We start from the raw sequence: 23,209 nt of genomic DNA on the forward strand, positions 1-23,209 counted from the left end.
CCCCTGCCGTTTGTTTTATCTGAGACGTTATTACTGCTGATTTTCTCGTTCAGCGATAAAGTCCAGAGCCTTGTTAATGCGCGCTACGCTGCGTGATTTGCCGATAGCATGAACCGTTACGTCCAGCGCCGGAGACTGACCCGCACCGGTCACCGCAACGCGCAGTGGCATACCGACTTTACCCATGCCGACTTCCAGCTCGTCCGCCGTCGCCTGAATGGCGTGATGCACATTCTCTGCGGTCCACTCGGTAATGGCAGCCAGCTTGTCACGCACCACTTCCAGCGGCTGACGCGCAACCGGGCGAAGGTGTTTCTTCGCGGCGTCCGCATCAAACGCATCAAACTCTTCATAGAAGTAGCGGCAGCTTTCAGCAATCTCTTTCAGCGTTTTGCAGCGCTCGCCGAGCAGTTTCACCAGATCCGCCAGCTCAGGGCCTGTGCGGGTATCAATATTTGCCTGCTCAATGTGCCACTGCAGATACGTCGCCACATATTCTGGCGGCATGGTATTGATGTAGTGATGGTTCAGCCACAGGAGCTTGTCGGTGTTAAACGCGCTGGCGGATTTGCTGACAGAGCTCAGAGAGAACAGTTCGATCATCTCTTCGCGGCTGAAGATCTCCTGGTCACCGTGAGCCCAGCCCAGACGCACCAGATAGTTCAGCAGCGCTTCTGGCAGATAGCCGTCGTCGCGATACTGCATCACGCTCACCGCACCGTGACGTTTAGACAGCTTTTTCCCGTCGTCGCCGTTGATCATGGAGACGTGGGCATAGACAGGCACAGGGGCGTTCAGCGCCTTCAGGATGTTGATCTGACGTGGCGTGTTGTTGATATGGTCTTCACCGCGCACAACGTGGGTAATTTCCATATCCCAGTCGTCCACCACCACGCAGAAGTTGTAGGTTGGAGAACCATCGGTACGACGGATGATCAGATCGTCGAGCTCCTGGTTGCTGAATTCGATCGGGCCACGGATCTGATCGTCAAAGATCACAGACCCCTCTTGCGGGTTAGCAAAACGCACAACACAAGGCTCATCTGCAGCATGCTCGCTGTGGTCGTGGCGGCAGCGGCCGTCATAACGCGGCTTTTCACCGTTCGCCATCTGCTCTTCACGCAGCGCATCCAGACGCTCTTTGGAGCAGTAGCACTTATACGCCGTGCCCGCGACCAGCATCTCATCAATGACGGAGTTATAGCGGTCAAAGCGTTTGGTCTGGAAGTAGGGACCTTCATCCCATTCCAGGTTCAGCCAGTTCATCCCATCCATAATGGCTTCAATTGCTTCTGGCGTGGAGCGCTCAAGATCGGTGTCTTCAATACGCAGCACGAACTCACCTTTGTTGTGGCGTGCGAAAAGCCAGGAATAGAGAGCGGTACGTGCACCACCGACATGCAGATAGCCTGTCGGGCTCGGCGCGAAGCGAGTTTTGATTTTCATGAAATGGCCTTACGTTATAAAGATGCCGGCAATCGGCAAATCCTGGGAAAAAACAATGGGCAATATTCTATCACTGTGCGGCGATTCCTCAATGTTGTTCCCTGAATCGGGCCCGAGTTTGCGATTTTTGTTTAGAAATCATGCGCCACTGCCCGTTTCGCGATCGTTTTGCTTAATTTTACGACGAACGAATAAAAACTTTAGAAAATGCGTTGACTCATTTTCAACTCTCCCTATAATGCGACTCCACACAGCGGGGGTGATTAGCTCAGTTGGTAGAGCATCTCCTTTACACGGAGGGGGTCGGCGGTTCGAGCCCGTCATCGCCCACCATTCTCATCTTATCGCAGCAGTTCCGAAATGGGCGATTAGCTCAGTTGGTAGAGCATCTCCTTTACACGGAGGGGGTCGGCGGTTCGAGCCCGTCATCGCCCACCATTTCGGGTCGTTAGCTCAGTTGGTAGAGCAGTTGACTTTTAATCAATTGGTCGCAGGTTCGAATCCTGCACGACCCACCAATGTAAAAAAGCGCCCTAAAGGCGCTTTTTTGCTATCTGCGATATAAAAAATGTGAACCTGCCCCATTTTCCTCAAGCTAATCCCGCCGGTGCCGATACCTCTGTTTTATAACGCGAGGAAAAAATATGACGACCATTCAGGCATCAACCCAACCTATTCAAACCAGCAGTGGCGGGAATGGGGCTTCTGGCGGTAACGATATCTCTGCGCAAATCACCCGCATTCTCGACAAAATCCAAAAGCTGACTCAGCAGTTAAACGAGCTGGCGAACAGTCCCGGCAGCACGGAAGAGAAGAAAAAGCAGCAGGAACTGATTCAGACCCAGATCAAAGTGCTGCAGGCGCAGCTCGCCGCACTGCAGCGCCAGCAGGCCGAAGAGGCCCAGAAAAAGCAGGATCAAAAATTGGGCAAAGTGGAAGGTGTGAATAGCCCAACAGACAATAATCAGATTGATATCTACATCTAATCTTCTGAAGCGTTAAACAGTGGATCGCGTATGCGGGCCTCGGTCAATCGCTGTGCCTGGATACGCACCACTTCCCAGATAGCCTGCGCCGCCCCCGAGAGTGAACGATTTTTTCGCCGCACCAGCATTAGCTTTCGTTCGACAACGGGCGTCAACCGCTTCACGGCCAGTCGACTTCCCTGAGGCAGGGGAAGCGCCAGGGCGGGCAACACGCTGATGCCGATCCCGGCTTCCACCATGGGAAACAGCGTTGCCGGGTGACCAATCTCCTGCACGATCGCTGCCTTTACCCCCTGATTCATCAGTGCGGAATCAATCAGCGGGCGGCTGCCCGAGGCATAATCTTGTAAAACCAGGTTTGCGCCCTGAAGTGACTGCCACCTGACGTCAGGCAACGCGGCCAGCGGATCGTCGTCACGGCAGAGCAGCAAAAAGGGCTCCGAAAGTACGCTTTCGCACTCCAGATCGCTCACCTGGCCGGGATCGATAACAATACCAAAATCGACATCCCCCTGGCGGATGCTCTCCAGTACCCACTGCTGTGGCCGGTCATGCAGGACAAAGTCAATGTCCGGGTAGCGATGGTTCCCCTCGGCAATACACTGCGGGATAAGGTGTGCAGATATCGTCTGGCTGGCCGCGACCCGCACGGTACCCGAAAGCTGCTGCCCCAGCCTCCCCACGTCTCTGAGCGTGCTGTTCAGCTCATCCAGCAGCCGTTCAAGGCGCAGAGCAAGCTGCTGCCCGGCTTCGGTCAACACCACTTCGCGCGTGGTGCGGTCAAGCAACCGGACGCCGGTCTGATTTTCCAGTTCTTTCACGCTGTGGCTGACCGCCGACTGGCTCAGGCCAATCATCTCCCCTGCCCGGCTAAAGCTGCGGGCATTGGCGACGGTAACGAAAATGCGGAGCTGGCGTAAGGAATAATTCATCTGTTTAATTCATGAATGGATGCAATAAATCAATTTTATTTCTCAAATGGAAAAAAGCACAATAGCGACATCTGTTTTCAGGAGTCATTATGAAACTATTTCGTATTGTTGATCCGTTTACGCTCACCCTGGTCGTTACCGTTTTACTGGCCTCGTTCTTTCCCGCTCGCGGCGGGTTCGTTCCGTTCTTTGAAGGGCTGACGACGGCCGCCATTGCACTGCTGTTTTTTATGCACGGCGCGAAGCTGTCCCGTGAAGCGATTATCGCAGGGGGGAGCCACTGGCGGCTGCATCTCTGGGTAATGTGCAGCACGTTCATTCTCTTCCCGATCCTCGGCGTGCTGTTTGCCTGGTGGGCACCGGTTAACGTCGACCCGGCACTCTATACCGGTTTTCTGTATCTCTGCATTCTTCCGGCTACCGTGCAATCCGCCATTGCCTTTACCTCTCTGGCGGGAGGGAACGTTGCGGCCGCCGTCTGCTCGGCATCGGCATCCAGCCTGCTGGGGATTTTCGTCTCGCCGCTGCTGGTGGGCCTGCTAATGAACATGCACGGCGCGGAAGGTAACCTTGAGCAGGTCGGCAAAATCTGTTTGCAGCTGCTGCTGCCGTTTGTGCTGGGGCATCTCTCGCGTCCGTGGACGGGCGCATTTGTGGCAAAGCACAAGAAATGGATTTCAAAAACCGACCAGTCGTCGATCCTGCTGGTGGTCTATTCCGCCTTCAGCGAAGCGGTCGTGAACGGGATCTGGCATAAGGTGGGCGCCGGTTCGCTGCTCTTTATCGTGGTGGTCAGCCTCATCCTGCTGGCAATTGTCATTGCAGTAAACGTCTTTGTGGCACGCAAGTGCGGCTTCAACAAAGCGGATGAAATTACGATTGTGTTCTGCGGTTCGAAGAAGAGTCTGGCAAACGGTATCCCGATGGCCAACATTCTGTTCCCGACCTCGGTGATTGGAATGATGGTGCTGCCGCTAATGATTTTCCATCAGATCCAGTTGATGGTCTGCGCGGTGCTGGCGCGTCGCTACAAGCGCCAGACGGAAAAACTGGCGCAGGAAGGGACCCGCGCCGCGAAGGCTTAAGGACGTTTCAGGGGCTGCACCAGCTGGGTCAGCCCCTCGGTTTTGATCAGTAACGTGATAGCCATCAGCTCGCCCAGTCGCCCTGCCGGGAATTCATCCTTACGGGCAAACCACAGCAGATACTCCTCCGGCAAATCAATCAGCCTGCGGCCCTTGTATTTACCGAACAGCATCTCCGTATTGGCGATCTCAACGAGCTGCTCTTTCTCCACGTTACTCTCCTAACAGACGCATCATTTCCGCTTCGTCGATAACCTCAATCCCCAGCTCCTGGGCTTTCGCCAGCTTGGAACCGGCGGCCTCCCCGGCGATCACCAGGTCGGTTTTCTTCGACACGCTGCCCGCCACTTTGGCTCCCAGCGCCACCAGACGTGCCTTTGCATCATCACGGGATAGCTGGCTCAGGCTGCCGGTCAGCACTACCGTTTTACCGGCGAACGGGCTGTCGATCTCTTCGGCATTGACGACGACCGGCGCAGGCCATTTGATGCCCTCTGCCAGCAGTTGGCCGATGACCTCACGGTTGCTCTCTTCAGCAAAGAAGTTAAAGACGTGCGTGGCGACGACGATGCCGACATCCGGAACTTTCTGTAGCTCCTCAATGCTTGCCTTTTCCAGCGCCTCCAGCGTACCAAAGTACGCCGCCAGCCCTGCTGCCGTCGCTTCACCCACTTCACGAATGCCGAGCGCATAAAGGAAACGGGCGAAGGTGGACTCTTTAGCCGCTTCCAGGGCGTTAACCACGTTCTGGGCTGACTTTGGCCCCATGCGATCCAGACCGGTTAGTTTACCTGCGGTCAGCCTGAAGAGATCCGCTGGCGTGTGGACGTACTCTTTCTCAACCAGCTGATCGATAATCTTGTCGCCCATGCCGTCAACGTCCATTGCGCGACGGGAGACAAAGTGCTTCAGTGACTCTTTACGCTGTGCGCCACAGATTAAGCCGCCCGTACAGCGGGCCACTGCTTCACCTTCTACGCGCTCAACGTCCGAGCCGCACACCGGACAATGGGTCGGGAAGACAACCTCGCGCGTATCGTCAGGACGTTCTGACTCCACGACGTTAACCACCTGCGGGATCACGTCCCCCGCGCGGCGAATTACCACTTTGTCACCAATACGCAGGCCCAGGCGGTCGATTTCATCTGCGTTATGCAGCGTGGCGTTACTCACCAGCACGCCGGCCACCTGTACGGGCTCCAGACGAGCGACCGGGGTAATGGCCCCCGTACGTCCCACCTGGAACTCCACGTCGCGGACGAAGGTCATCTGCTCCTGAGCCGGGAACTTAAACGCCACCGCCCAGCGCGGCGCGCGCGCCACAAAGCCCAGCTGCTCCTGCAGCGCCAGCGAGTTCACCTTGATGACCACGCCATCAATATCAAAGCCGAGCGTCGGACGGTCCGCTTCCACCTTGTGGTAGAACGCCAGCACCGCTTCCGGCGAGTCGCAGAGCTGAACGCGGTTGCTCACCGGCAGGCCCCACGCCTTAAACTGCAGCAGACGCCCGAGATGGGTATCCGGCAGCTCGCCGCCCTCCAGAATACCGACGCCGTAGCAGAAGAACGTAAGCGGTCGCTTCGCGGTGATGCGCGGATCAAGCTGTCGCAGCGAGCCCGCCGCCGCGTTACGCGGGTTAGCAAACACCTTACCGCCGGTGCGACGTGCCTCTTCGTTAATTTTCTCGAAGCCCGCCTGGGGCAGAAACACCTCGCCGCGCACTTCCAGACGTGCAGGAATATTGTCACCCTGCAGCTTCAGCGGGATCGCGCGGATGGTACGCACGTTGGTGGTGATGTCTTCGCCCGTCGTACCGTCGCCACGCGTCGCGGCACGCACCAGCACGCCGTTTTCATAGAGAAGACTGACCGCCAGGCCATCCAGCTTCAGTTCGCAGCACCAGGTGAGAGCGTCGCTGCTTTTCAGGCGATCCTGCACGCGCTTGTTAAACGCGAGAAAGCTCTCTTCATCGAAGACGTTATCCAGCGACAGCATCGGTACTTCATGACGCACCTGGCTGAAAGCGCCCAGCGGCTCAGCGCCGACGCGCTGGGTGGGGGAATCCGGTGTAATGAGTTCAGGATGCTGCGCCTCTAATTCGCGCAGCTCGCGCATCAGGCGGTCATACTCCGCATCCGGGACTTCCGGCGCGTCCATAACATGATAGAGATATTCATGATGGCGAAGCGTGGTTCGCAGTTCAGTGAGTTGTTGTTCGATTGAGTCCATATCACACCATCAATGAGAAAAAACCCCCGACATGCGGGGGTTGAGGAGGAGTTGAAGATAACGCGTCGGTTACGCGTTGGCTTCCTTAACTTCGCGGATGCGGTCCTGATACTCACGCAGCTTCTGCGGGGTCATCATGCGACGCTGATCGTCGAGCACCACACCACCCACTTCGTCAGCGATGTGCTGAGCGGATTGCAGCATCAGCTTAAAGTTTTGCAGTTCGTCGCCGTAGGACGGCACCTGCATAAAGATAGTGACACCCGGCGTCACGAAATCGCCCGTCATTTCTGGGTCGAATGTGCCAGGGTTAACCATATTGGCCAGGCTAAATAGCGCCGGGCCGCTACCGTCCGGGCTCAGGTGACGATGGAAGATATTCATATCACCAAACTTGAAGCCGGCCTGTTGAATACTGTTCAGCAGTACGTCACCGTTCAGATGGCTGCCGTGATGGGCGGCCACGTTCATGATGATCACCGCTTCTTTACGCTGCGGTTTTTCAACAACCGGCTCTGGCTCTACAACGGGCTCAGGCTCAACGTGCGGGGCAGGAGCGGGCTGCGGCGCAGGTTGAACATGAACAGGCTGCTGCGGTTGATGTACCGGTTGCGCAGGCTGCTGTTGCACAGGCTGCTGCACGGGTTGTTGTTGAACCGGCTGTGGCGCAGCAGGCTGCTGATACACAGGCTGTTGCGGCGGCTGGCGCACCGGTTCTTCCACAGGCTGTGGCGCTGGCTGGCGCGGCTGTGCAGAAGCATACGGCGGTTGATACTGGTGCTGCGAAGGACGAGGTGCTTCATGCTCCCCATGGCCTACGCCGGGCGCAGTATTGACCCGATGAACACGAACTTCACCCACGCCGTCATCGTCACTTCCATCGATGTCATCTTCACTGTCATCGTCGTCACGACTGGACTTCATGCGCTTCAGTGGGCGATCGCGAAACATCGAGGAACGCTCTTTACGGCTGGTCCAGAAACCATGTACCAGTAAAGCGATTATGGCGATCGCGCCAACAATGATTAATATCAGACGCAAATCCTGCATCATTATATTCTCTGTTGTTCTAACACCTTGCCACCACGGCAAACATTTACTCACTAAGAGTATTTGCCGTTTACGTCAAGTGCAAGTGTGTGCAGAGCATTCACAGCATAAAGATGAAGGAAATCGTGCTTTTTGCTGGTTTTTCGAACATTTCCGAACTGGTCATTGGTCCGTAAGTGGATAATATAGGCGGGCAATTCCACTGGTTGTGTAAAAAGGAGTACAGCCTGGCTATGGTTTCAACATCTTCTTCTCCCCCGCGCAGCGGCGTCTGGTATTTTTCTCAGGGCTGGAAACTGGTCTCTCTGCCGGGTATTCGACGCTTCGTCATTCTGCCGCTGTTGATCAACATTATTCTGATGGGCGGCGCGTTCTGGTGGCTGTTCACAAAACTGGAAAGCTGGATCCCATCGCTGATGAGCTACGTGCCGGACTGGCTGCAGTGGCTTAACTACCTGCTCTGGCCGGTGGCGGTGATCTCCGTTTTGCTGGTATTTGGCTACTTCTTCTCGACGATTGCCAACTGGATAGCCGCGCCGTTTAACGGTTTGCTGGCGGAACAGCTGGAAGCGCGCCTTACCGGCGCAACACCGCCGGACACGGGCATCCTGGGGATCATGAAAGACCTCCCTCGCATTATGAAGCGTGAATGGCAGAAGTTTGCCTGGTACCTGCCCCGCGCGGTTGTGCTGCTTATCCTCTATTTTGTGCCCGGCATTGGCCAGACGGTGGCACCGGTGCTGTGGTTCCTGTTCAGCGCCTGGATGCTGGCCATCCAGTACTGCGACTATCCGTTCGATAACCACAAGGTGCCGTTTAAAGAGATGCGCACCGCCCTGCGCAGCCAGAAGATCGCCAATATGCAGTTTGGCGCGCTGACCAGCCTGTTCACTATGATTCCGTTCCTGAATCTGTTCATCATGCCGGTTGCCGTTTGCGGCGCGACCGCCATGTGGGTCGACTGCTACCGTGCTAAGCACGCGTTATGGAAATAATGCAAAAATGTGTAAAGCAGGGGTGGCTTATGCCGCCCCTTATTCCATACTGATCCCCATTATTTCCTTGCAGTATATAGATATGCGAATTCCTTACTTCCCCCTACCTGCTTAGCAGGTATGCTGGGTCGGTATCCCAATTTCATACAGTTAAGGACAGGCCATGAGTAAGATTTATGAAGACAACTCGCTGACTATCGGTCATACGCCCCTGGTTCGACTGAACCGTATCGGTAATGGACGCATCCTGGCGAAGGTCGAATCACGTAACCCGAGCTTCAGCGTAAAATGCCGTATCGGTGCAAACATGATTTGGGATGCTGAAAAACGTGGCGTACTGAAGCCGGGCGTTGAGTTGGTGGAACCCACCAGCGGCAATACCGGGATCGCTCTGGCCTATGTTGCTGCCGCGCGCGGCTACAAGCTGACGCTGACCATGCCTGAAACCATGAGCATCGAGCGTCGTAAGCTGCTTAAAGCGCTGGGCGCGAACCTGGTGCTGACCGAAGGCGCGAAGGGCATGAAAGGTGCCATTCAGAAAGCCGAAGAGATTGTGGCCAGCGATCCGGCGAAATACCTGCTGCTGCAGCAGTTCAGCAACCCGGCAAACCCGGAAATTCACGAGAAGACCACCGGCCCGGAAATCTGGGAAGATACTGACGGCCAGGTTGACGTCTTTATCTCCGGCGTGGGTACCGGCGGTACGCTGACCGGCGTGTCACGCTATATTAAAGGCACGAAGGGTAAAAAAGACCTGATTACCGTTGCCGTTGAGCCGACTGACTCACCGGTTATCACCCAGGCGCTGGCGGGGGAAGAGCTCAAACCCGGCCCGCACAAAATTCAGGGGATTGGCGCAGGCTTCATTCCGGGTAACCTGGATCTGAAGCTGATTGATAAAGTGGTCACTATCACGAACGAAGAAGCCATCTCTACCGCGCGCCGCCTGATGGATGAAGAAGGCATTCTGGCAGGTATCTCTTCCGGTGCGGCCGTTGCGGCAGCGCTTAAACTTCAGGAAGATGAGGCCTTTACCAATAAGAATATTGTGGTTATCCTTCCTTCCTCGGGTGAGCGTTACTTGAGCACCGCACTGTTTGCCGATCTGTTCACTGAAAAAGAGCTGCAACAGTAGTGCCACTATGTTAATAACGCGTAAAAAAGCACCTTTTCAGGTGCTTTTTTGTGGCCTGCTTCAAACTTTTGCCCCTCCTGGCATTGCTTCACCCCGTTGGGTCTGGTATTTAAACCAGCAATTATTTTGATGCGTGAAATTAATCAGCGAACGAAATAGCCTTGCTGAATCGATTTTATGATTTGGTTCAAGTCTTGCTTTCGCTGCATAATGTTTAATGACGATCGAAACGTCAGCGCTAACAATACAGGCTAAAGTTCAGTCGCCAGGCTAGACTTTAGTTCCACAACACTAAACCTATAAGTTGGGGAAATACAATGTTCCAGCAAGAAGTTACCATTACCGCTCCGAACGGTCTGCACACCCGCCCTGCTGCTCAGTTTGTTAAAGAAGCGAAAGGCTTCACTTCTGAAATCACTGTGACTTCCAACGGCAAAAGCGCCAGCGCAAAAAGCCTGTTCAAACTGCAGACTCTGGGCCTGACTCAGGGCACCGTAGTCACCATCTCTGCGGAAGGTGAAGACGAGCAGAAAGCAGTTGAGCATCTGGTAAAACTGATGGCTGAGCTCGAGTAAGTTTCCGGGTTCTTTTAAATATCAGTCACAAGTAAGGTAGGGTTATGATTTCAGGCATTTTAGCATCCCCGGGTATCGCTTTCGGCAAAGCACTGCTGCTGAAAGAAGACGAGATCGTCATTGACCGGAAAAAAATTTCTGCCGACAAGGTTGATCAGGAAGTTGAACGTTTTCTGAGCGGTCGTGCCAAGGCATCTGCGCAACTGGAAGCAATCAAAACTAAAGCTGGCGAAACTTTCGGTGAAGAAAAAGAAGCCATCTTCGAAGGGCACATCATGCTGCTCGAAGATGAGGAGCTGGAGCAGGAAATCATAGCCCTGATTAAAGATAAAGGCATGACGGCCGACGCGGCTGCGCATGAAGTTATCGAAGGTCAGGCAACTGCCCTGGAAGAACTGGATGATGAATACCTGAAAGAGCGTGCGGCTGACGTACGTGACATCGGTAAGCGCCTGCTGCGCAACATCCTGGGTCTGGCCATTATCGACCTGAGCGCCATTCAGGATGAAGTGATCCTGGTTGCCGCTGACCTCACCCCGTCTGAAACCGCACAGCTGAACCTGAAAAAGGTCCTCGGTTTCATCACCGATGCGGGCGGCCGTACCTCCCACACCTCTATCATGGCGCGTTCTCTGGAACTGCCTGCCATCGTGGGTACCGGTAGCGTCACCTCTCAGGTGAAAAACGGCGATTATCTGATTCTGGATGCCGTAAACAATCTGGTTTACGTCAACCCAACTAACGAAGAGATCGAAAAACTGCGCGCGGTTCAGGAGCAGGTTGCGACTGAAAAAGCGGAACTCGCTAAGCTGAAAGACCTGCCAGCCATCACTCTGGACGGCCATCAGGTAGAAGTGTGCGCAAACATCGGTACCGTCCGCGACGTTGATGGCGCTGAGCGCAACGGTGCGGAAGGTGTTGGTCTCTATCGTACAGAATTCCTGTTCATGGACCGCGACGCGCTGCCAACGGAAGAAGAGCAGTTTGCTGCGTATAAAGCCGTTGCTGAAGCCTGTGGCTCTCAGGCGGTTATCGTCCGTACCATGGACATCGGTGGCGACAAAGAGCTGCCGTACATGAACTTCCCGAAAGAAGAGAACCCGTTCCTGGGCTGGCGTGCCGTGCGTATTGCGATGGATCGTAAAGAGATCCTGCGTGACCAGGTTCGCGCAATCCTGCGTGCCTCCGCGTTCGGTAAGCTGCGCATCATGTTCCCAATGATCATCTCTGTTGAAGAAGTGCGTGCACTGAAGAAAGAGATCGAAATCTACAAACAGGAACTGCGCGACGAAGGTAAAGCATTTGACGAGTCAATCGAGATCGGCGTGATGGTGGAAACACCTGCGGCGGCGACCATTGCGCGTCATTTAGCCAAAGAAGTTGATTTCTTTAGTATCGGCACCAATGATTTAACGCAGTACACCCTGGCAGTTGACCGTGGTAATGATATGATTTCACATCTCTACCAGCCAATGTCACCGTCCGTACTGAACTTGATCAAGCAAGTTATTGATGCTTCTCATGCAGAAGGTAAATGGACTGGCATGTGTGGTGAGCTTGCAGGCGACGAACGTGCTACACTTCTGTTGCTGGGTATGGGTCTGGACGAATTCTCTATGAGCGCCATTTCCATCCCGCGCATTAAGAAGATTATCCGTAACACGAACTTCGAAGATGCGAAGGTGTTAGCAGAGCAGGCTCTTGCTCAACCGACAACGGACGAGTTAATGACGCTGGTTAACAAGTTCATTGAAGAAAAAACAATCTGCTAATCCACGAGATGCGGCCCAAATTACTGCTTAGGAGAAGATCATGGGTTTGTTCGATAAACTGAAATCTCTGGTTTCTGATGATAAGAAAGACTCCGGAACTATTGAGATTGTTGCTCCGCTCTCCGGCGAGATCGTCAACATCGAAGACGTGCCGGATGTAGTGTTTGCTGAGAAAATCGTTGGTGATGGCATTGCTATCAAACCAACTGGCAACAAAATGGTTGCTCCAGTTGACGGCACCATCGGTAAAATTTTTGAAACCAACCATGCGTTCTCTATCGAATCTGATAGCGGTATCGAACTGTTCGTTCACTTCGGTATCGACACCGTTGAACTGAAAGGCGAAGGCTTCAAACGTATCGCGGAAGAAGGCCAGCGTGTGAAAGTTGGCGACCCGGTGATTGAATTCGATCTGCCACTGCTGGAAGAAAAAGCCAAGTCTACCCTGACGCCGGTTGTTATCTCCAACATGGACGAAATCAAAGAACTGATCAAACTGTCTGGCAGCGTCACCGTGGGTGAAACCCCGGTTATCCGCATCAAGAAGTAATTCTTGCCGCACAGAAAAATGGCGCCTTCGGGCGCCATTTTTGTTTATGCCGGGAGGATAAGCTCGTCGTAGCCTTTCGACTGGGTATACAGCATGACGTCAGTCACCCGATCGCCGGCCATGCGAATGGCATCGGCAACGGTTTTCCCCTCAACAATGCCGCTCACCAGCTCTGAACAGAACAGATCGCCCGTTCCCTTCAGATCGGTCTCTACGCGCGGATGCGCGCTGACGGTGACGCCCTCGCGTGAAACCAGCACCACGTGGATGTTTTGCGGATCGTCGGCAACCGGCGCACTGGTGATCGCCACCCATTTCAGGCTGTCGGAGAGCAGTCCCTGTGCCGCCGCGATGGCGCTTTCCGGCGTGCGGCACGGCTTGCCGCTTAACACTTCCAGCTCGTAGACGTTGGGCGTGATCCCCTGCGCCAGCGGCAGCAGGTGCTCCCGATACGCTTCGGGGATCTCAGGCTTCACGTACATCCCGCTGTCGATATCGCCGATAACCGGATCGACCAGCACCAGCAGGTCAGGATGCTGCGCTTTGACCGCCTTCAGCCACTGCGCCAGCAGGACAATCTGGCTGGCACTGCCCATATAGCCGGTGGTGACCGCCTTAAGCTCGCGCAGGATCTCGCGCTCTTCCAGCGCCTTCAGGTAGCCGCTGAACCACTCGTCGGGGATCACGCCGCCGTAGAAGGTGTCATAGTGGGGTGTGTTGCTGAACAGTACCGTCGGCACGGCGGTAACGTTCAGCCTGTGGGTACGAATATTCGGTACCGCAATGCTGTTCCCCACGCTGCCGTACACCACCTGAGACTGCACCGCGACAATATCGGTTTGCTGCGCCCGGGTATTATCCCGGAATAGAATCATCTCCATGACGCTTAAATCCCCGCCCCCTGCGAATAACTCTCTTCACCAAAGACGCCGGTAGAGAGATAGCGATCGCCGCGATCGCAAATAATCGCCACCACTACCGCACCCGGGTTTGCCTGCGCCACCCGAATCGCACCCGCTACCGCGCCGCCCGAGCTGACGCCGCAGAAGATACCTTCGCGCACGGCCAGCTCACGCATGGTATTTTCCGCCTCGCGCTGGTGAAGATCCAGCACCTGGTCCACAAGCTGTGCATTAAAAATGCCGGGCATATACTCCGCCGGCCAGCGGCGAATGCCCGGAATGCTGCTCCCCTCTTCCGGCTGCAGGCCAACGATGGTGACGGTTTTCGCCTGCTCGCGCAGAAAACGGGATACGCCGGTAATGGTTCCCGTGGTGCCCATGCTGGAGACAAAATGGGTAATGCGCCCGTCGGTTTGCTGCCAGATTTCCGGGCCGGTGGTGGTGTAGTGCGCGTAAGGGTTGTCCGGGTTGTTAAACTGATCGAGCAGTTTACCTTCGCCGCGCTCGGCCATTTCTAACGCCAGGTCGCGCGCGCCTTCCATCCCCTGCTCTTTGGTCACCAGAATCAGCTCGGCTCCGTAGGCACGCATCGCGGCGCGACGCTCCTGACTCATATTGTCCGGCATCAGCAGCTTCATGCGATAGCCTTTCAGCGCCGCAATCATCGCCAGGGCGATACCGGTGTTGCCGCTGGTGGCTTCAATCAGCACGTCGCCCGGCTTAATCTCGCCGCGCTTTTCAGCCTGGACGATCATCGACAGTGCGGCCCGGTCTTTCACCGACCCCGCCGGGTTATTGCCTTCGAGTTTGACCCAGATTTCGCTGCCGTTATCCGGCCCCATACGCTGAAGCTTGACCAGAGGGGTATTGCCGATGGTGTGTTCGAGTGTATTCACGATTTTTACTCAATAAAAAAGCCGGGTTGCGCGCAGCGATCCCGGCCTACAAGACGCAGTTTTAGCTGTAGGCCCGGTCAGCGCAGCGCCACCGGGCGATAAACATCCTAATAACCTATCAGGCTGACTCCGCCAGAGCAATATCCTCGCGCGTCTCGATGCGTTCCTTGCCGTGATAAATACGGGCATGCTGAAGACCGACAAACAGGCGCTCTCCCCGATGCGGCGGGACGTCGTCGCGCATGACCACGGTCAGCGGCTCGGTATACCAGCCCAGCGGCTGAACCACCAGTTGGGTGTAGTGCCCTTTAGGGCTCGCTTCCAGCACCTGTACCGGCAGCGGTGAGTCCAGACTGGTTCGACGGCTCACGTCCACTTCCCACGGACGCAGGAACAGATCGACCGGGCCCTGGTGCGCGGAGGTATAGCCCAGCGGCCAGCGGTGCGCGCCAACGTGGAACTGACCGCCGCGAATGGTGCCCTGCAGGCGGTTCACCTCGCCCATAAACTCCAGCACGAAGCGGGTCGCCGGTTCACGCCAGAGCTGCTCCGGCTCGTCAACCTGCTCAATGTTGCCCTGACTCATGACCACCACGCGATCCGCGACTTCCATCGCCTCTTCCTGGTCGTGGGTCACGAAGACGCTGGTGAATTTCAGCTCTTCATGCAGCTGACGCAGCCAGCGGCGCAGCTCTTTACGCACCTGCGCATCCAGCGCGCCGAAGGGTTCGTCCAGCAGCAGAATTTGCGGCTCAACGGCCAGCGCGCGCGCCAGCGCCACGCGCTGTTTCTGCCCGCCGGACAGCTGGGCCGGGAAACGATCCGCCAGATGCGCCAGCTGCACCATCTCCAGCAGTTTGGTCACTTTCGCCTTTATGGTTGCCGCATCCGGGCGCTCACGACGCGGCAGCACGGTCAGGCCAAACGCAATGTTGTCGAACACGGTCATGTGGCGGAACAGCGCGTAATGCTGAAACACAAAGCCCACCTTACGATCGCGGGCGTGCAGGCGGCTCACGTCGGTGCCGTGGAAGCGGATATGCCCGCTGGTCTGGTGCTCAAGCCCGGCGATAATGCGCAGCAGCGTGGTTTTGCCCGAGCCAGACGGCCCCAGCAGCGCCACCATTTGTCCGGAAGGGATATCCAGCGAGATATCATTCAGCACCTGGGTGCGACCAAAAGACTTCTTAATATTGGCAATCTCAATGCTCATGATTTCCCTCCTGATGCTGACGTTTTTCCTGATTTTCTAAACGCCACTGCACCACACTCTTCAAAAACAGGGTCAAAATCGCCATCAGCGTCAGCAACGCTGCGGCAGTAAAGGCGCCGATGGTGTTGTAGTCCTGCTGCAGGAGTTCAATCTGCAGCGGCAGCGACAGGGTTTCACCCCGAATGGAGCCAGAGACGACGGAAACGGCACCGAATTCACCAATCGCGCGGGCATTGGTCAGCACCACGCCATAAAGCAGCGCCCAGCGGATGTTCGGCAGGGTCACGCGGCGGAACATCTGCCAGCCCGACGCACCCAGCAGCACCGCCGCTTCGTCTTCGTTGCTCCCCTGGCTTAACATCACCGGCACCAGCTCGCGCACCACAAACGGACAGGTCACGAAGATGGTGACCAGCACCATACCCGGCCAGGCGAACATGATCTGCAGGTTATGTGCATCCAGCCAGCCGCCCAGCGGGCCGTTGGAGCCGTAAAAGAGCAGATACACCAGACCCGCCACCACCGGCGATACGGCGAAGGGAATATCCAGCAGGGTCAACAGCAGCTGACGTCCCGGGAAATTAAAGCGCGTCACCAGCCACGCCAGCAGGGTACCGAACACCAGGTTCACCGGAACGGTGATCAGGGCAATCAGCACGGTCAGCCAGATGGCGTGCAGCATGTCCGGGTTCGCCAGGTTTTCCAGCGCGGGCATCAGGCCCTTGCTGAACGCCTGAACGAAGATATAAATCGTCGGCACGACGAGAATGAGGGCGGAAACCAGCACGCCCGCCCCAATCAGAAACCATTTACCCCAGTTGATGCGGGGCGCATCGTATCGCTTCAATTGCGTAACTTCCGCCATCAGTGACCTACCACACGTCGACCAAAGCGACTTTGCAGAGTGTTAATCGAGTACAGCAGCAGCAGCGATGCCGCGAGGATCACCGAAGCGATCGCGCTCGCCGCCGGATAATCAAACTCCTGCAGGCGAATGAAAATCATCAGCGAGGTCACTTCCGTTTTCCAGGCGATGTTCCCGGCGATAAAAATCACCGCACCGAACTCGCCGAGGCTGCGGGTAAACGACAGCGCGACGCCCGCCATCAGCGCCGGAGACAGCTCCGGCAGCACCACTTTGCGGAAGCTCTGCCAGCGCGTGGCGCCCAGCGTTTCCGCCGCTTCTTCGTATTCCGGACCTAACTCTTCCAGCACCGGCTGCACGGTACGCACCACAAACGGGATGCTGGTAAAGGCCATCGCCACCGCGATACCAAGCCAGGTGTAGGTCACCTTGATGTCAAATTTCGCCAGCCACTCGCCGTACAGCCCGTTCACGGAGAAGAGCGACGCGAGGGTTAAGCCCGCGACCGCCGTCGGCAGCGCAAACGGCAGATCCATCAGGGCGTCAAGCAGCGTGCGGCCCGGGAAGCGATAGCGGGTCAAAATCCACGCCATCAGCAGGCCAAACACGCCGTTAAAAATGGAGGCGACAAACGCCGACAGCAGCGTCACCTTATAGGCCGCCACCACCTGCGGGTTGGTGATCACGTCCCAGTACTGCGCCCAGCTCATCTGCGCAAGCTGCATCACCAGCGCGCTGAGCGGCAACAGCAGAATGAGGCAGACGAACAGCAGGCTGGTCCCGAGGCTTAAGGTAAAGCCCGGCAGCACGCGTTTGGTCGAGACTGCAAACATTACTTATGCCCCGCCGCCAGCAGTTTGTCTAACTCACCGCCGCTGGCAAAATGCGTTTTCATCACGTCTGGCCAGGAGCCAAAATGGTCTTCCACGCGGAACAGCGCGGTCTGCGGGAACTTATCTTTCAGCTTGTTCATCACGTCCGGGTTGTTCACGCGGTAGTAGTAATCGGTAATGATGGTCTGCGCCTGAGGGCTGTACAGGTAATTGAGATAGGCTTTTGCCGCTTTCTCGGTACCGTTTGCCTGCACGTTTTTATCCACCCATGCGACCGGGAATTCGGCCAGAATATTGGTTTTCGGGATAACCACCTCAAAGCCCTGCGCTTCATACTGTTTGCGGATGTTGTTCACTTCCGACTCGAAGCTGATCAGCACATCGCCCAGGCCGCGCTCTGCGAAGGTCGTGGTCGCCCCGCGGCCGCCGGTATCGAACACTTCGACGTTTTTCAGGAACTGGGTCATGAACTGCTCGGTTTTGGCTTTATCGTTGCCGTCAGCCTTGTCCGCCGCGCCCCACGCCGCTAAATAGGTGTAACGCGCGTTACCGGAGGTTTTTGGGTTCGGGAAAATCAGCTTCACGTCGGAACGCACCAGGTCGCTCCAGTCGCGGATATTCTTCGGATTGCCCTTGCGCACCAGGAAGCCCATGGTGGAGTAGAACGGCGAGCTGTTGTTCGGCAGACGGCTTTGCCAGTCCGCCGGGATCAGCTTGCCTTTGTCGTGCAGGATCTGCACGTCAGTCACCTGGTTGTAGGTCACGACGTCCGCTTTCAGGCCCTGGAGGATGGCCAGCGCCTGCTTGGATGAACCGGCGTGAGACTGCTTGATGGTCAGCTTGTCGCCGTTATTGTCTTTCGCCCACTGCTGTTCGAACGGGGGGTTAAGGGCGGCAAACAGCTCGCGGGAGACGTCATACGAACTGTTCAACAGTTCAGTCGCCTGCGCCTGTGCCACCAGCAGTAAACCTGCCAGCGCCAGAGTTCCTTTTTTCAGTACAGTAACGGCCATTGCGCACCCTTATAAATGTGATGACTATCTTATAGTCATAATATTTATAACGGTGATGAAAGCAGTAACGGTTTTATATACCGTTTGGTGATTTAGAAGCAGAAAAGGGAATAAGGCGCGGGGAAAATTGCCGGGTGGCGCTAACGCTTACCCGGCCTACGTATGGAAAGCGGTTTACAGCGCCAGCAGACGCTCGACGGACGGCGCGAAGTAGTAGCCGCCGGTCACCGGTTTGGTGAAGCGCAGCATGGCGTCGCGCTTGCCGTCGGTATCGCCGAACATGCTCAGCAGCTGCTGTTCAATGTTATGCAGGCGCGCGCAGTAGGCGCAGAAGTAGAGGCCGTGCGTGCCGCTTGCGGTACCGTACGGCAGGCTCTGGCGGACAATCTTCAGCCCTTTGCCGTCTTCTTTGAGGTCAACGCGGCTCAGGTGCGAGGTGACCGGACGGTCATCGCCGTCGATCTCTTCGTTAGCTTCTTTGGTGCGGCCAATCATCATCTCCTGGTCATGCACGCTCATGCGGTTAAGCTGCTTGAGGTTATGCTCCCAGCGCTGCACGAACACGTAGCTTCCGCCCGCGTCCACGCCGTCTTTGATTACCGCGACTTCACGACGCGTCTCTTCACCCGCCGGGTTTTCGGTTCCGTCGACAAAGCCGCTCAGATCGCGCTCTTCGACCCAGCGGAAACCGTGAACCTCTTCCTGCACCTCGATGCTGTCGCCAAAGGCCGCCACCGCCGCCTGCGCAACCGAGAAGTTCACGTCGTGACGCAGAGAAAGGATGTGGATCAGCACGTCGTACTGGGTCGCAGGTGCCAGGCCTTTGCCGTAAGGAATGAAGTCCTTCAGCTCTTCTGCCCCTTCACCGCCGCTCAGCTGACGCCAGACGTTATTGCCAAACGCAACAACGGCGCCGAGGTGGGCTTCCGGGAATTTGGCCTGGAAGGTCGCCAGTTTATCAATAAACGCTTTGCTGGCCGCACGCAGGGCATCCACGTCCCCTTTGACATTGGCTTCAATCCAAATCGCCGCGCGGCAATGTTCTGGCAAAATGCCACTCTGAACCTGAGACATCGCTCCTCCTGAAATAAAGATGCCACGTCAGCGTGGCATTGATGGCGGCTATTATACCCGGATTTCAGCGAGGCGGTTTGTTCAGACGCAAATTACTGCTTCCAGAGTATTTTGCTCACCTTCCAGCTCTTCAGGGTGTCGTCAGACGGCATCAACCCTTCCGGGCCGCTCCAGGTGCCGGTAAAAACATAGCTGATGTGCTGGCTGCCTTCCGCCTTACACTCCACCGCCACTTCATCGTCGGATGGCACGCTGGTGCAGTTGCCAAAGGCCTGCTTATAAAGATCGCTAAACGGCGTCCCGACCTTCACGCCGCTGGCGGTCGGAATATCTTCATCCATCACCGCGATCCGGTTTACCGTGCCTTTGTCACCGTTGATCACCAGCGCCAGCTTGTCGCCCTTCAGCGCCTCGTAATAGCGAACAATATTGCCATTCTCTGTTTTCATGCCGCTGCGCAGGCGGTAGTCACTGCTGAGCGCATCCTGAATAGCATTCTGATCCAGCGCCGTCGCGGCGGTAATTTTACCCACGCCCTGCTCGGTCACTTCCGTTGATGAACCAAACCAGTTCCACGGATACGCGGCAGACCAGTTAATGGAGGAGAGCGTCGAACAGCCGGTCAATGCCAGCGGAAGAGCGCATAAAACTAAACGCAGCGATTTCATTGAAACGTCCTTACGTGTTAAATCAACGCTTGTTGGAGTGCGACATCGGCAAAAAGTGCCGGATTAATCATCCTGAGGCACAAAACAGGCGCGAAGGCGCGGGTTGGTCACTAGCCACATCAGCACCACGATATCGGCAACCACCAGCGCAACGCCGATGCCCGTCAGCGGTTCACCGTACCACCAGAGTACCGGCTGCCAGAAGAGCAGCGCAATCTGGGCAAGGATCAGCAGCCCGCGAAGCGCGCGCCACAAACGCGGGATCGTATGCCGTCGGCCGCTGCATAAGAAAGCCACCACCGCCGGTACGCCCGGCAGCAAGCCGAGCCAGAAGGCATCGTGATCGGGATAAAAGAGCGTCAGCAGCGTGTCGCCCTGCCCGCGCGACGCGGCGGCCATCACGAACAGCACCCAGGTCCGAGCCTGAAGCAGCAGAACGCACCAGAATAAAAAGGGCAGCCTGACGCGCCCCTGAGCGTCATAGTCTGCCGGATGGATCTCAGTACTCTTCATCTTCGATGAGACGCTTTCCTAAATTCAGCACGTCAGCGTGTACGTAGCCCAGGCGTTCATACATGCCCAGCACCACGTCGTTATCTTCCCGCACCATGATCTGGATTTTCGGACAGCCGCGGGCGATCAGCTTCTTCTCGAGCCGGTTGAGCAGCGCATTGGCAATACCGCGACCACGGTATTCCGGATGGACGCCCAGATAATAGGCCGAGCCGCGATGGCCGTCATAACCGCCCATCACCGTCCCCACAACCTCGCCATTGACTTCCGCAACCAGAAACAGACTGACGTCGTGATTCACCTTACGCTCGATATCCATTTCCGGATCGTTCCACGGACGCAGCAGATCGCAGCGCTCCCAAAGGGTGATCACCTCTTCGAAATCTTCCTGGCGAAAAACGCGTATCTCCATGGTATTAACCGCCTTTTCGGGTTTAAAAACAGTGATTATGGCGCGAACCACGCCTTTAGCCAATAACCGGGGAAAATCTCGCCAAAATTTGGCATAATGTCACTTTGTCACGTATTGAAATGAAAAGTAAAACAATTCTCAATAAGGACTGTCGTAACGCTAAACGCGATACGATATAACACCAGGACCCCATTTTTTAGTATTCAGGCCGCATGAGCACATTCAAACCATTAAAAGCACTCACATCGCGTCGTCAGGTTCTCAAAGCGGGGCTGGCGGCCTTAACGTTAACGGGCATCGCAAAGCAGGCTCAGGCAAAAGACGAGAGCACGCTTAAAACCAGTAACGGACACAGCAAACCGAAAACCAAAAAGCCGGGCGCAAAGCGCCTGGTGATGCTCGACCCGGGCCACGGCGGTATTGATACCGGCGCCATCGGCAAAAACGGGTCGAAAGAAAAACACGTCGTGCTGGCGATTGCAAAAAATGTGCGGGCGATTTTACGCAGCAACGGCATTGACGCGCGTCTGACGCGCTCTGGCGACACCTTTATTCCGCTGTACGATCGCGTAGAGATCGCCCACCAGCACGGGGCGGATCTGTTTATGTCGATTCACGCGGACGGCTTTACCAACCCGTCTGCCGCTGGTGCCTCGGTGTTTGCGCTGTCCAACCGCGGCGCCAGTAGCGCCATGGCAAAATACCTCTCCGACCGCGAAAACCGGGCGGATGAAGTCGCCGGGAAAAAAGCCACCGACAAAGACCACCTGCTACAGCAGGTGCTGTTCGACCTCGTGCAGACGGATACGATCAAAAACAGCCTGACGCTCGGCTCGCACATCCTGAAAAAGATTAAGCCAGTGCATCGCCTGCACAGCAGGAGCACCGAACAGGCGGCGTTTGTGGTGTTGAAATCACCGTCTATCCCGTCCGTGCTGGTGGAAACCTCGTTCATTACCAACCCGGAAGAGGAGCGACTCCTCGGCACTACGGCGTTTCGTCAGAAGATCGCCAACGCCATCGCCTCCGGCATTATCAGTTACTTCAACTGGTTTGATAACCAAAAAGCGCACTCCAGGAAACGCTGATGAAACCCAATGCTCAACTGGTCAAAACCTTCCTGCTGCAGTTACAGGATGAGATTTGCCAGAAACTGGCCGCCGCTGACGGCGGAGAATTTCAGGAAGACAACTGGCAGCGCGAAGCCGGCGGCGGCGGGCGTAGCCGCGTGCTGCGTAACGGCGGCATCTTCGAACAGGCGGGCGTGAATTTTTCCCACGTTCATGGCGACGCGATGCCCGCGTCTGCGACGGCACACCGTCCTGAACTTGCGGGCCGCAGCTTCGAAGCGATGGGCGTTTCGCTGGTGGTGCATCCGCACAATCCGTTTGTGCCGACCAGCCACGCCAACGTGCGCTTTTTCATTGCGGAAAAAGCGGGGGCCGATCCGGTCTGGTGGTTTGGCGGCGGTTTCGATATGACGCCCTACTACGGCGTCGAAGAGGATGCCGTGCACTGGCACACCACCGCGCGGGATCTTTGCCTGCCGTTTGGCGAAGACATTTACCCGAAATTTAAAAAGTGGTGCGATGACTACTTTTACCTGAAGCACCGCGACGAGCAGCGCGGCATCGGCGGGCTGTTCTTTGACGATCTCAACACGCCTGATTTTGATACCGCATTCAGCTTTATGCGCGCGGTGGGCGAAGGCTATACCGACGCGTACCTGCCCATCGTCGAACGCCGTAAAGACACCAGCTATGGCGTGCGCGAGCGCGAGTTCCAGCTCTACCGTCGCGGGCGCTACGTGGAGTTCAACCTGGTATGGGATCGCGGGACGCTGTTTGGCCTGCAGACCGGCGGGCGCACGGAGTCGATTCTGATGTCGATGCCGCCGCTGGTGCGCTGGGAGTACTGCTACGAGCCAAAAGAAGGCAGCCCGGAGGCTGCCTTGAGTGAGTTCCTTAAAGTACGCGACTGGGTTTAACTGCCGGATGGCGCTGCGCTTATCCGGCCTGCTCAACCCGTAGGTCGGGTAAGCGAACGCGCCACCCGACTCACAATG

24 protein-coding genes and 3 tRNA genes are annotated in these 23,209 nt (G+C 56.3%); 12 read left to right on the forward strand and 15 right to left on the reverse strand.

What is annotated here, in order from left to right; all coding sequences use genetic code 11:
* Positions 1-30 precede the first annotated feature (30 nt).
* Complete coding sequence (gene gltX / locus C6A40_RS10825; protein ID WP_045334222.1) at positions 31-1,446, reverse strand: glutamate--tRNA ligase; 1,416 nt, start codon at positions 1,444-1,446, stop codon at positions 31-33.
* Positions 1,447-1,703: 257 nt separating this feature from the next.
* On the opposite strand from gltX, the gene C6A40_RS10830 reads away from it, so the two are divergent.
* From C6A40_RS10830 to C6A40_RS10845, 4 genes are all read left to right on the forward strand, one after another.
* Positions 1,704-1,779 (forward strand) — tRNA-Val (locus tag C6A40_RS10830).
* 29 nt (positions 1,780-1,808) lie between these two features.
* Positions 1,809-1,884 (forward strand) — tRNA-Val (locus C6A40_RS10835).
* A 4-nt stretch (positions 1,885-1,888) separates the two neighbouring features.
* Positions 1,889-1,964: transfer RNA gene (locus C6A40_RS10840), tRNA-Lys, on the forward strand.
* A 126-nt stretch (positions 1,965-2,090) separates the two neighbouring features.
* Positions 2,091-2,432, forward strand: a complete 342-nt coding sequence (locus C6A40_RS10845; protein ID WP_039024777.1) for a FlxA-like family protein — start codon at positions 2,091-2,093, stop codon at positions 2,430-2,432.
* Here the strand turns inward: C6A40_RS10845 and C6A40_RS10850 are convergent.
* Positions 2,429-3,364 (reverse strand): LysR family transcriptional regulator, encoded by a 936-nt coding sequence (locus C6A40_RS10850; RefSeq protein ID WP_023294241.1) that lies wholly within the window; start codon positions 3,362-3,364, stop codon positions 2,429-2,431. The two genes, C6A40_RS10845 and C6A40_RS10850, sit on opposite strands and share 4 nt — an antisense overlap.
* A gap of 89 nt (positions 3,365-3,453) precedes the next feature.
* Between C6A40_RS10850 and C6A40_RS10855 the strand changes: the two genes are divergently transcribed.
* Positions 3,454-4,449: a bile acid:sodium symporter family protein gene (locus tag C6A40_RS10855; RefSeq protein ID WP_008501598.1), complete on the forward strand. Its 996-nt coding sequence runs from the start codon at positions 3,454-3,456 to the stop codon at positions 4,447-4,449.
* On the opposite strand, the gene C6A40_RS10860 is transcribed toward C6A40_RS10855, so the two are convergent.
* The 3 genes from C6A40_RS10860 to zipA form a co-directional block, all read right to left on the reverse strand.
* Complete coding sequence (locus C6A40_RS10860) at positions 4,446-4,661, reverse strand: DUF3820 family protein (RefSeq protein ID WP_045335284.1); 216 nt, start codon at positions 4,659-4,661, stop codon at positions 4,446-4,448. The genes C6A40_RS10855 and C6A40_RS10860 overlap by 4 nt on opposite strands.
* 1 nt (position 4,662) lies before the next feature.
* Positions 4,663-6,678, reverse strand: a complete 2,016-nt coding sequence (gene ligA, locus C6A40_RS10865) for an NAD-dependent DNA ligase LigA (RefSeq protein ID WP_045335286.1) — start codon at positions 6,676-6,678, stop codon at positions 4,663-4,665.
* A gap of 69 nt (positions 6,679-6,747) precedes the next feature.
* Positions 6,748-7,731 carry a cell division protein ZipA gene (gene zipA / locus C6A40_RS10870; RefSeq protein WP_021241791.1) on the reverse strand — a complete coding sequence of 328 codons (984 nt, stop codon included), beginning with the start codon at positions 7,729-7,731 and terminating at the stop codon, positions 6,748-6,750.
* Between the two features lie 230 nt (positions 7,732-7,961).
* Here zipA and cysZ point away from each other — a divergent pair, with 230 nt between their 5' ends.
* From cysZ to crr, 5 genes are all read left to right on the forward strand, one after another.
* Positions 7,962-8,723 carry a sulfate transporter CysZ gene (gene cysZ / locus C6A40_RS10875; protein WP_008501602.1) on the forward strand — a complete coding sequence of 254 codons (762 nt, stop codon included), beginning with the start codon at positions 7,962-7,964 and terminating at the stop codon, positions 8,721-8,723.
* Between the two features lie 163 nt (positions 8,724-8,886).
* Positions 8,887-9,858 carry a cysteine synthase A gene (gene cysK, locus C6A40_RS10880; protein ID WP_014884739.1) on the forward strand — a complete coding sequence of 324 codons (972 nt, stop codon included), beginning with the start codon at positions 8,887-8,889 and terminating at the stop codon, positions 9,856-9,858.
* A gap of 317 nt (positions 9,859-10,175) precedes the next feature.
* Positions 10,176-10,433 carry a phosphocarrier protein Hpr gene (gene ptsH, locus C6A40_RS10895; RefSeq protein WP_000487600.1) on the forward strand — a complete coding sequence of 86 codons (258 nt, stop codon included), beginning with the start codon at positions 10,176-10,178 and terminating at the stop codon, positions 10,431-10,433.
* Between the two features lie 44 nt (positions 10,434-10,477).
* Positions 10,478-12,205, forward strand: a complete 1,728-nt coding sequence (gene ptsI / locus C6A40_RS10900) for a phosphoenolpyruvate-protein phosphotransferase PtsI (RefSeq protein ID WP_008501604.1) — start codon at positions 10,478-10,480, stop codon at positions 12,203-12,205.
* Positions 12,206-12,245: 40 nt separating this feature from the next.
* Positions 12,246-12,755, forward strand: coding sequence for a PTS glucose transporter subunit IIA (gene crr, locus C6A40_RS10905; protein ID WP_003861316.1), 510 nt, complete (start codon positions 12,246-12,248; stop codon positions 12,753-12,755).
* Positions 12,756-12,799: 44 nt separating this feature from the next.
* Here the strand turns inward: crr and pdxK are convergent, their stop codons facing one another.
* The 10 genes from pdxK to C6A40_RS10955 all read right to left on the reverse strand — a co-directional run bounded on the left by pdxK (position 12,800) and on the right by C6A40_RS10955 (position 21,144).
* Positions 12,800-13,636, reverse strand: a complete 837-nt coding sequence (pdxK, locus tag C6A40_RS10910; RefSeq protein WP_008501605.1) for a pyridoxine/pyridoxal/pyridoxamine kinase — start codon at positions 13,634-13,636, stop codon at positions 12,800-12,802.
* Positions 13,637-13,641: 5 nt separating this feature from the next.
* The gene (gene cysM, locus C6A40_RS10915) at positions 13,642-14,553 is read right to left on the reverse strand and encodes a cysteine synthase CysM (RefSeq protein WP_021241793.1); all 912 of its coding nucleotides are present in this window, start codon (positions 14,551-14,553) and stop codon (positions 13,642-13,644) included.
* A gap of 118 nt (positions 14,554-14,671) precedes the next feature.
* Positions 14,672-15,766, reverse strand: a complete 1,095-nt coding sequence (gene cysA / locus C6A40_RS10920) for a sulfate/thiosulfate ABC transporter ATP-binding protein CysA (protein WP_008501607.1) — start codon at positions 15,764-15,766, stop codon at positions 14,672-14,674.
* On the reverse strand, positions 15,756-16,631 hold the full coding sequence (gene cysW / locus C6A40_RS10925; RefSeq protein ID WP_008501608.1) for a sulfate/thiosulfate ABC transporter permease CysW: 876 nt from the start codon (positions 16,629-16,631) through the stop codon (positions 15,756-15,758). The genes cysA and cysW overlap by 11 nt, the downstream gene beginning before the upstream one ends.
* The gene (cysT, locus tag C6A40_RS10930; RefSeq protein ID WP_008501609.1) at positions 16,631-17,464 is read right to left on the reverse strand and encodes a sulfate/thiosulfate ABC transporter permease CysT; all 834 of its coding nucleotides are present in this window, start codon (positions 17,462-17,464) and stop codon (positions 16,631-16,633) included. Before cysT ends, cysW begins: the two co-directional genes overlap by 1 nt.
* Positions 17,464-18,477, reverse strand: a complete 1,014-nt coding sequence (locus C6A40_RS10935; RefSeq protein WP_045335288.1) for a sulfate ABC transporter substrate-binding protein — start codon at positions 18,475-18,477, stop codon at positions 17,464-17,466. Before C6A40_RS10935 ends, cysT begins: the two co-directional genes overlap by 1 nt.
* 174 nt (positions 18,478-18,651) lie before the next feature.
* On the reverse strand, positions 18,652-19,551 hold the full coding sequence (locus C6A40_RS10940) for a Dyp-type peroxidase (protein ID WP_008501611.1): 900 nt from the start codon (positions 19,549-19,551) through the stop codon (positions 18,652-18,654).
* A 92-nt stretch (positions 19,552-19,643) separates the two neighbouring features.
* Complete coding sequence (locus C6A40_RS10945) at positions 19,644-20,219, reverse strand: RpoE-regulated lipoprotein (RefSeq protein WP_045335290.1); 576 nt, start codon at positions 20,217-20,219, stop codon at positions 19,644-19,646.
* A gap of 63 nt (positions 20,220-20,282) precedes the next feature.
* A complete protein-coding gene (locus C6A40_RS10950) occupies positions 20,283-20,732 on the reverse strand; it encodes a DUF2919 domain-containing protein (RefSeq protein WP_045335291.1) in 450 nt (149 codons plus the stop codon).
* Positions 20,719-21,144 (reverse strand): GNAT family acetyltransferase, encoded by a 426-nt coding sequence (locus tag C6A40_RS10955; protein WP_008501614.1) that lies wholly within the window; start codon positions 21,142-21,144, stop codon positions 20,719-20,721. The genes C6A40_RS10950 and C6A40_RS10955 overlap by 14 nt, the downstream gene beginning before the upstream one ends.
* Before the next feature lie 212 nt (positions 21,145-21,356).
* Between C6A40_RS10955 and amiA the strand changes: the two genes are divergently transcribed.
* Together amiA and hemF are read left to right on the forward strand one after the other, a co-directional pair.
* Positions 21,357-22,232: an N-acetylmuramoyl-L-alanine amidase AmiA gene (gene amiA, locus C6A40_RS10960; protein WP_008501615.1), complete on the forward strand. Its 876-nt coding sequence runs from the start codon at positions 21,357-21,359 to the stop codon at positions 22,230-22,232.
* The gene (gene hemF / locus C6A40_RS10965; protein WP_045335292.1) at positions 22,232-23,131 is read left to right on the forward strand and encodes an oxygen-dependent coproporphyrinogen oxidase; all 900 of its coding nucleotides are present in this window, start codon (positions 22,232-22,234) and stop codon (positions 23,129-23,131) included. The genes amiA and hemF overlap by 1 nt, the downstream gene beginning before the upstream one ends.
* Positions 23,132-23,209 lie beyond the last annotated feature (78 nt).

The sequence above is a fragment of the Enterobacter sp. GER_MD16_1505_Eko_090 genome (assembly GCF_003331015.1).
Taxonomy (GTDB): domain Bacteria; phylum Pseudomonadota; class Gammaproteobacteria; order Enterobacterales; family Enterobacteriaceae; genus Enterobacter; species Enterobacter roggenkampii.

Excerpts from the sequence above, each read along its gene's own strand:
- gltX (WP_045334222.1), bottom strand. The coding sequence starts at position 1,446 with ATGAAAATCAAAACTCGCTTCGCGCCGAGCCCGACAGGCTATCTGCAT.
- C6A40_RS10845 (WP_039024777.1), top strand. The coding sequence starts at position 2,091 with ATGACGACCATTCAGGCATCAACCCAACCTATTCAAACCAGCAGTGGC.
- C6A40_RS10850 (WP_023294241.1), bottom strand. The coding sequence starts at position 3,364 with ATGAATTATTCCTTACGCCAGCTCCGCATTTTCGTTACCGTCGCCAAT.
- C6A40_RS10855 (WP_008501598.1), top strand. The coding sequence starts at position 3,454 with ATGAAACTATTTCGTATTGTTGATCCGTTTACGCTCACCCTGGTCGTT.
- ligA (WP_045335286.1), bottom strand. The coding sequence starts at position 6,678 with ATGGACTCAATCGAACAACAACTCACTGAACTGCGAACCACGCTTCGC.
- zipA (WP_021241791.1), bottom strand. The coding sequence starts at position 7,731 with ATGATGCAGGATTTGCGTCTGATATTAATCATTGTTGGCGCGATCGCC.
- cysZ (WP_008501602.1), top strand. The coding sequence starts at position 7,962 with ATGGTTTCAACATCTTCTTCTCCCCCGCGCAGCGGCGTCTGGTATTTT.
- cysK (WP_014884739.1), top strand. The coding sequence starts at position 8,887 with ATGAGTAAGATTTATGAAGACAACTCGCTGACTATCGGTCATACGCCC.
- ptsH (WP_000487600.1), top strand. The coding sequence starts at position 10,176 with ATGTTCCAGCAAGAAGTTACCATTACCGCTCCGAACGGTCTGCACACC.
- ptsI (WP_008501604.1), top strand. The coding sequence starts at position 10,478 with ATGATTTCAGGCATTTTAGCATCCCCGGGTATCGCTTTCGGCAAAGCA.
- crr (WP_003861316.1), top strand. The coding sequence starts at position 12,246 with ATGGGTTTGTTCGATAAACTGAAATCTCTGGTTTCTGATGATAAGAAA.
- pdxK (WP_008501605.1), bottom strand. The coding sequence starts at position 13,636 with ATGGAGATGATTCTATTCCGGGATAATACCCGGGCGCAGCAAACCGAT.
- cysA (WP_008501607.1), bottom strand. The coding sequence starts at position 15,766 with ATGAGCATTGAGATTGCCAATATTAAGAAGTCTTTTGGTCGCACCCAG.
- cysW (WP_008501608.1), bottom strand. The coding sequence starts at position 16,631 with ATGGCGGAAGTTACGCAATTGAAGCGATACGATGCGCCCCGCATCAAC.
- cysT (WP_008501609.1), bottom strand. The coding sequence starts at position 17,464 with ATGTTTGCAGTCTCGACCAAACGCGTGCTGCCGGGCTTTACCTTAAGC.
- C6A40_RS10935 (WP_045335288.1), bottom strand. The coding sequence starts at position 18,477 with ATGGCCGTTACTGTACTGAAAAAAGGAACTCTGGCGCTGGCAGGTTTA.
- C6A40_RS10940 (WP_008501611.1), bottom strand. The coding sequence starts at position 19,551 with ATGTCTCAGGTTCAGAGTGGCATTTTGCCAGAACATTGCCGCGCGGCG.
- C6A40_RS10945 (WP_045335290.1), bottom strand. The coding sequence starts at position 20,219 with ATGAAATCGCTGCGTTTAGTTTTATGCGCTCTTCCGCTGGCATTGACC.
- C6A40_RS10950 (WP_045335291.1), bottom strand. The coding sequence starts at position 20,732 with ATGAAGAGTACTGAGATCCATCCGGCAGACTATGACGCTCAGGGGCGC.
- C6A40_RS10955 (WP_008501614.1), bottom strand. The coding sequence starts at position 21,144 with ATGGAGATACGCGTTTTTCGCCAGGAAGATTTCGAAGAGGTGATCACC.
- amiA (WP_008501615.1), top strand. The coding sequence starts at position 21,357 with ATGAGCACATTCAAACCATTAAAAGCACTCACATCGCGTCGTCAGGTT.
- hemF (WP_045335292.1), top strand. The coding sequence starts at position 22,232 with ATGAAACCCAATGCTCAACTGGTCAAAACCTTCCTGCTGCAGTTACAG.